The following is a 285-nucleotide window of genomic DNA, read 5'->3' on the forward strand; positions in this document are numbered from 1 at the left end:
ACCTAGACCTAAGGACCATCAAACTCCCTGTCACTGCTTACACGTCCATTCTCCATCGTATATCCGGTGTCATCCTGTTCCTGGGCATCGCTCTCATGCTGTACGCATTGGGCAAATCCCTGGGCTCCGAGGAAGGCTTCGGCGAGGTGAAGGCGTATATGACCAGCCCGCTGGCCAAGTTCGTGATCTGGGCCCTGCTGTCCGCCTTGCTGTATCACCTGGTGGCCGGTGTGCGCCACCTGATCATGGACATGGGCATCGGCGAGACGCTGGAAGGCGGCAAGC

1 protein-coding gene is annotated in these 285 nt (G+C 58.9%); it reads left to right on the top strand.

What is annotated here, in order from left to right:
• Nucleotides 1-285: succinate dehydrogenase, cytochrome b556 subunit (sdhC, locus tag B2V21_RS20125; protein WP_286917835.1), on the top strand; the 285-nt coding region annotated here is incomplete at both ends.

The sequence above is a fragment of the Pseudomonas sp. UBA6276 genome (assembly GCF_002438365.1).
GTDB lineage: Bacteria > Pseudomonadota > Gammaproteobacteria > Pseudomonadales > Pseudomonadaceae > Aquipseudomonas > Aquipseudomonas coleopterorum.